5 protein-coding genes are annotated in these 6,609 nt (G+C 38.0%); all 5 read left to right on the forward strand.

The annotated features are described in order from the left end of the window. Positions 1-270 precede the first annotated feature (270 nt). The 5 genes from ACWITO_RS04745 to ACWITO_RS04765 all read left to right on the forward strand — a co-directional run bounded on the left by ACWITO_RS04745 (position 271) and on the right by ACWITO_RS04765 (position 6,555). Positions 271-1,749, forward strand: a complete 1,479-nt coding sequence (locus ACWITO_RS04745) for a complex I subunit 4 family protein (RefSeq protein WP_448528864.1) — start codon at positions 271-273, stop codon at positions 1,747-1,749. Between the two features lie 6 nt (positions 1,750-1,755). Next, positions 1,756-2,295 carry a DinB family protein gene (locus ACWITO_RS04750; RefSeq protein WP_448528865.1) on the forward strand — a complete coding sequence of 180 codons (540 nt, stop codon included), beginning with the start codon at positions 1,756-1,758 and terminating at the stop codon, positions 2,293-2,295. Positions 2,296-2,297: 2 nt separating this feature from the next. Beyond that, positions 2,298-3,647 (forward strand): lysophospholipid acyltransferase family protein, encoded by a 1,350-nt coding sequence (locus ACWITO_RS04755; RefSeq protein ID WP_448528866.1) that lies wholly within the window; start codon positions 2,298-2,300, stop codon positions 3,645-3,647. Positions 3,648-3,931: 284 nt separating this feature from the next. Next, on the forward strand, positions 3,932-4,774 hold the full coding sequence (locus tag ACWITO_RS04760; RefSeq protein ID WP_448528867.1) for an MBL fold metallo-hydrolase: 843 nt from the start codon (positions 3,932-3,934) through the stop codon (positions 4,772-4,774). 68 nt (positions 4,775-4,842) lie between these two features. Further along, positions 4,843-6,555 (forward strand): acyl-CoA dehydrogenase family protein, encoded by a 1,713-nt coding sequence (locus ACWITO_RS04765; RefSeq protein ID WP_448528868.1) that lies wholly within the window; start codon positions 4,843-4,845, stop codon positions 6,553-6,555. Positions 6,556-6,609: the final 54 nt, after the last annotated feature.

Genomic DNA, 6,609 nt, shown 5'->3' on the forward strand with positions numbered 1-6,609 from the left:
ATAGCTCCCCTCTCTTTTTGGAGAGGGGCTGGGGGTGAGGTCAAAAAACAAAGTATAACAAAAAAACTAAATTTTTTAACAAATTGTATTTCAAACACTTTGTACTTATAACTCACGTTAATTGTAAGAACTGGAAATTTAGACAACGATGCACTTTTAGATATTTTTGAAAATCATATTGAAAAAATTTGTCAATTTCTACAAGAGTATTCACTTATAGAGATAAACTCACTTGGTATAATTGCTCACAAGTAATAATCAAAATAAAATATGACAGCACTTTGGCTTATTTTAGTCCCTTTGGTAGCGAGTTTGATAGTATTTTTCATTCGCAATGAGCAAGCAAAGAAAGTAGCTTTGCTATTTAGCTTTGTTGAATTAGCTCTGGGCTTGCTCGTGGCTTATCAGTTCAATGCCTTTGCAGGAATGCAATTTGAAAATAAACTAATGTGGATTCCTTCGGCGGGTATTGCTTTTCATTTAGGCATTGACGGTTTAAGCATTATTCCCATTATTCTTACTACTTTTTTAGTACCATTTATTATTCTTTCGGCTTTTGGTAACCAATACGAAAAACCTAACGTATTTTATGGGCTGATTTTGCTGATGCAAGCCTCTTTGGTTGGTGTTTTTACGGCTCAAAGTGCATTTGCTTACTATCTGTTTTGGGAGGGAGCTTTGATTCCTATTTACTTTATTGCGGCACTTTGGGGGGGGGCAAATCGGATTAGAGTTACATTCAAGTTTTTCATCTATACTGTATTTGGCAGTTTGCTAATGCTTATCGCTTTTGTGTATATGTATATGCAAACGCCGGGCAATCATTCTGACGAGGCAAAAATTCTCTATCTTTTAGCTTTTGATAAAACAACTCAAAATGTGCTATTTTGGGGGCTTTTTATCGCTTTCGCTATCAAAATGCCTATTTTCCCTTTTCATACTTGGCAACCTGATACATATAGCGAATCGCCTGCTCCTGCTACAATGCTTCTTTCGGGCATTATGCTGAAAATGGCAATTTATAGCTTGTATCGTTGGCTTTTACCTATTTTGCCTGCGGGTACATTCAGCAATGCTTATTTTGTAACGCTTTTAGGGATTATCGGAGTGGTTTATGGGGCAATCATTGCTATCAAGCAAGATGATATGAAGCGAATTTTAGCGTATTCCTCTTTTTCTCACGTGGGTTTGATGTCCATAGGGCTTTTTACCTTTCAATTTGCAGGTATTCAGGGAAGTATGATACAAATGCTTGCTCACGGCATCAATATCGTGGGCTTATTCTTTGTGGTAGATATTATCCAACGCCGTACAGGGTTTAGAAATTTGAGCGATTTATCAGGACTTACCCAAAATGCCCCTGTGCTTACAGTGCTTTTTGCCATTTTATTTCTCGGCAGTGTTGGTTTGCCACTCACCAATGGCTTTATAGGGGAATTTCTACTTATCTCAGGTCTTGTAAAAGCCTATTGGGCAGACCCTGCCTATGCCCTGATTTTAGGAGCCGTAGCAGGACTTACACTCATTTTTGGGGCAGTGTATATGATTCGTATGTTTCAAGGGGCTATGTTCGGAGAGCCAAATGCCAATGCTCTGCAAATGAAAGACCTAACCTTGACTGAAACGCTTACGCTTTTGCCCTTGTGTGCTATGGTGATTTTGATGGGTGTTTATCCTAATTTATTTTTGAAAATGAGCGAACCCGCCGTGAGGGATTTATTAGATTTTGCATTTCAAAGAGTTCGGTAGAGCATTATGAAAAATCTTTCTGAAATTACTGAAAAAGCTATACAACACCTTCAAAAATATAGCAATAGCCTCACGAGTTATTCCGATGAGGCTTTTGCTTTCAAAGCGGAGGAAAATGTTTGGTCTTTGGGACAAATGTACGAGCATTTGCTTACTTCTACGGAGTTCTTTATAGCTCAAATTAGAGGTTGTTTGAAAGAAAAAAAAGGCAGTTTTGAAGGTGAAAAAACGCCTATTGGTGAGCAAATTATTGCCTTTGGTAGCTTTCCGCCTATGGAAATCAAAGTTCCTGAAAAATACCGAACAGCAGGCGAACCCATTGCCCAAAGCAGAAAAATTTATCAAGAACGCTTTCAGCAGCTAATTCAAGAATTGCCTGTTCTGCAAAAAGAAATAGAAGCCCAACCAACTCATTACAAACGCTTACACGCTATTTTTGGAATGATAACCGCCCCCGAGTGGCTTTGGTGTATTGAGGCTCATTTGCGTCATCATTTCAGACAGCAGGAAAAATTAGAAAAATTGGCAATAGAGCAAAATCAATAGCTATGCTATACTTATTTTTACGCCTTGTAGTTCGGATTGCTTTACGGATATTTTTCAGGCGTTTGGAAGTTGAAAATCAATCCTATCTTCATCTGGATACACCGCTCATTTACGTTGCCAACCACCCTAATACTTTTATGGACCCGCTTCTTATTGCCGCATTGAGCAGTAAGCGGGTTTATTTTTTGGCAAATGGAGGCATTTTCAATCGTTTTACCCGACCTATTTTCAAACTTTTTCAGATGTTGCCTATTTATCGCAAAGCGGATAAACCTGATAAGCCTCATTCACAAGCTGAACTCAACCGAATGAGCTTTCAGAAATGTTTTGAGCATTTGGCAAAGAAAGGAACTCTACTCATCTTTCCCGAAGGGACAAGCGTAATTGAAAGAAGGTTGCGAGAAATAAAGACAGGCACAGCACGCATTGCTTTGGGAGCAGAGTTTGAGCATAACTTTTCGCTGAATTTGCACATTGTACCCATTGGCTTGAACTATGACGATGCAGATAAATTTCGTAGTGAAGTTTTTGTAAAAGTTGGAAAGCCTATTCGGGTTGCAGACTATCAAGAAGGCTATAATCCCGAAAACTTTGCCGTAGTTGAAAAACTTACCCAAGACATTGAAGACGCATTAAGCCAACTTATCGTTATTACAGAAAATCAGGAACAAGAGCAGTTTATCAGAAACATTGAGATTTTATACAAAAACGAACTTTTCCGAGAGTTTCATTTGCAAAGAAAGAAAAGTGAAGAGTTTGCAATCATTAAAGAAATCATCAGGGGAGTAAAGTTTTTGGAGGCAAAAGATAGTAACTATTTCAAGCGTTTGCGAGTACAAATGGAGAACTATCTGGAAAATTTGAAGATTTTAGGCTTAAAAGATAGCATTTTTAGAGCCGAAAAGAAACCACCCTTGCTTTGGTTTTTGCTGAAAAGTATTTTCTTTCTGCTTTGGGGCTTCCCTTTATACCTTATTGGTTTGGTTTTCAATTATATTCCTTACATTTTGCCTTCTTATATTGCCCGTTTTGTGAGCAAAGATGTAGCTTACAAAGCACCGCTGATGATGATAAGTGGCATTTTCACCTTTTTGATAGCGTACAGCATTAGTTTGGGGCTAATTTATTATTTTACAGAAAATTTTCTTTGGTTATTTTTAGCTCTCTTGCTGATGCCTCTTTCGGGCTTTTTTGTACTTATTTTTGTAGCTTGGTGGAAAAAATTTAGAGCTGAAATGCAATCTATAAGGCTTTTTTTTCAGAAAGCCTCGCTTATGCAAAGCCTATTGGAGCAACGTAATGAAATTTTTGCCTCGCTGAAAAAAGCTCAAAAAGAATACCTTTCCCCATAGCAAAATCTTTATATGCAATAAAATTAGGTAATTGTTTAGGTATAGTTTGCAGTAAGGAAACAGGAAACAAGATACAAGAAATAGGATTTTTAGAAAATAGATGTCAGATAGAAAAAATGAGATAAAGGCTTGAACATCAAACATTGAACTTTTTGAACGTAAATAATTACAAAATTAGTTTTAGATTTTTCCCTTCTCAATTTTTGAAAATCTTGGTCTAAATCCTAAAAACCCTTTTCATCTTGGTATAATTTTTTGTAACTTTGCCTTAAAGCAAAACTTTTATGCAAACCGTCAGGAAAACCAAGTGGTTTGATGTAGAAATTTTTGAATTTGGCTACTCACCCATCGGCAAGCCTTTGATGACGGTTTGTAATTTTTGGGTTGAAGGCTTAATGATTGATACCGCCCAACGCAATGCTCAAAAACTGGTCGCCAAAACTTTTCAAAATAAAAATATAGAACAAATTGCTCTTACGCATTGGCACGAAGACCACATCGGCAATACGGCATATTTTTATCAGAACTACCAACCTACGATTTTTTGCCACCCTTTTACAGCCCAAAAGTTACGAACAGGCTTCAAGGTGCTTTTTTATGAGCAATTTATGTTTGGGAAAATAGATGCCTATCCCATTGCTACGCAAGATTTTCCCGAAAAAATTTGTACTGCCAATTACGAATTTTTACCCATACACACCCCAGGGCACTCTACCGACCACACCGTATTTTTAGAACCCAAGCAAGGTTGGCTTTTTTCAGGAGATTTGTTTGTAAGTCCGAAAATCAAGTATTTCCGAAAGGGGGAAGATTTGGGCGAGCAAATTCTTTCTATAAAAAAAATCTTGCAATACGATTTTGATACAATTTTTTGTGGGCATTACCCTCAAAAAACAGGAGGAAAAGAACTTTTTAGGCTTAAATTGCAATATTTTGAGGATTTCTACGAGGCTGTCAGAAACTATTACAATCAGGGTTTGAGCAGTAAAGAAATTATGAAGGCTCTGAAAATGAGAGAAATACATTGGCTCAAATATGTAACCTGTCTTGATGTGAGCGTAGAATATATGGTAACTTCTGTGATTAGGCGAGAGAAAAAACTGCAAAAACAAACGCTTATTGCTTAGTTGGGGAGTTGGCTCAAAATGTAAATTTTAAGATTTTCAGTATTTCATAACCTTATGTCTAATATTCTATGAATAATACTGCCTTTTCTTATCCCAAAACTACCGAAAAACACCCACAAAATCGTGTAGTGAGTGCCGAGTACAAATCAAGCCGTAATTTTTATGAGAGCGATAAGATACTGAAGCACTTTCTCAGAAAATTTCTTTCTGAAAATGCTTGGCAATATATGCTTGGAAAATGGCAAAAACTTGGAAAGCAGGCGGCTTGTGATATGGATTTGCTTTCGCAACTTGCCGATAAAAATCCCCCAGAACTGATAAAACGCAATTTTTTTGGTGAAACAATCAATGAAATTCGCTTTCACCCTGCTTATCATACGCTCTCACAAATTGCCATAGATGCCGAGATGTTTCGCGTAAAATGGCAACCTGATTTAAGAAAGAAATTTAGTACAGAACTACACAAGTTAGGATTTTCTTCGTTTTTCTTGTTCAATATGAGTGAGGGGGGCTTGCCTTGCCCTTTGTGTATGACTGACGGCGTTGCTCGCCTCATTGATAAATTTGCCAAAGAAGAGGACAAACAAAGGCTTTTGCCTCATATCTATACTACTCATTTGGAAGAGCTTTATACAGGAGCAATGTTCCTGACAGAAAAGGCAGGTGGCTCTGATGTAGGAGCTAATTTGGTAAGTGCCACACACTGGAAAGATGATTATTACTTGCTCAATGGTGAAAAATGGTTTTGTAGCAATGCCAATGCCGAAATTATTTTTGCTTTGGCTCGCACCAATCCTGAAATAAAAGGAACAAAAGGGCTTTCTATCTTTTTGGTAGAAAAAAACAAACCTGATGGCTCGCCCAATACAATGGAAGTAGTACGCCTGAAAGATAAACTCGGGGTGCGTTCTATGGCAAGTGCTGAATGTATTTTTACCGATACCGTAGGCAAACTCATAGGCAAAGAAGGGGAGGGCTTCAAGATAATGACCGAAATGATAAATCTATCAAGGCTCTATAATGCGGTAGGTTCGCTTTCGGAAATGCGGAGAGCTTTGATAGAGGCTTATCAGTTCCTTAAATACAGAATTTCCTTTGGGATTTCTGCAATAGAACACCCACTTATCCGTACCAAACTCACCGAACTTGCCAGCATCTATACCGCGACCTTTTATCTTACTTGGCACGCTATTCATACACTTGATAAAGCCGATAGCGGTAGTAACGAAGATGCAGAACTGCTTCGTTTGCTTACGCCGATGCTTAAAAAAACTGCCGCCGAGGCAGGTGTCTATCTCATACGTGAGTGTATGGAACTTATGGGAGGCATTGGTTACATTGAAGACGGCGTAATGCCCAAATTGCTTAGAGATACGCTGGTGTTACCGATATGGGAAGGAGCAGGAAACATTATGGTTTTGGATATGCTTCGGGCTTCGGTGAAGTCGGAAGGGCTAAAAATAATGCTTCCATTTATACAAAAACAACTTGCCGAATACGACTTTTTACTTGCTGAGCTACAAACCATTCAAGAGTTGCTTTTACAATTGCCTCAAATGGATAAAGAAACTACCGAAGCCACTGCCAAGCCACTTTTTGAGCGTTTGGCTATGCTTTATGAGCTTGCTCTTTTGAAATTTTACCAAGACTCGGAAAGTAGCGAATGGATTGAACCCGCCTTGCAGTATTTTTTACAAAAATTGCAGAAATCAACTCTTTCTTTGCAAAAGCCGCTTCCTCTTTCAGAAGTTGAAAAAATGATAGCTTGGGTGATAGATTGATAGAAATGCACAAATTAAATCGTCGTCCCTTAAAAAGTATCTAATAGTTTGATA

It is taken from the genome of Raineya sp. (assembly GCF_053497555.1).

Excerpts from the sequence above, each read along its gene's own strand:
- ACWITO_RS04760 (WP_448528867.1), top strand. The coding sequence starts at position 3,932 with ATGCAAACCGTCAGGAAAACCAAGTGGTTTGATGTAGAAATTTTTGAA.
- ACWITO_RS04755 (WP_448528866.1), top strand. The coding sequence starts at position 2,298 with ATGCTATACTTATTTTTACGCCTTGTAGTTCGGATTGCTTTACGGATA.
- ACWITO_RS04750 (WP_448528865.1), top strand. The coding sequence starts at position 1,756 with ATGAAAAATCTTTCTGAAATTACTGAAAAAGCTATACAACACCTTCAA.
- ACWITO_RS04765 (WP_448528868.1), top strand. The coding sequence starts at position 4,843 with ATGAATAATACTGCCTTTTCTTATCCCAAAACTACCGAAAAACACCCA.
- ACWITO_RS04745 (WP_448528864.1), top strand. The coding sequence starts at position 271 with ATGACAGCACTTTGGCTTATTTTAGTCCCTTTGGTAGCGAGTTTGATA.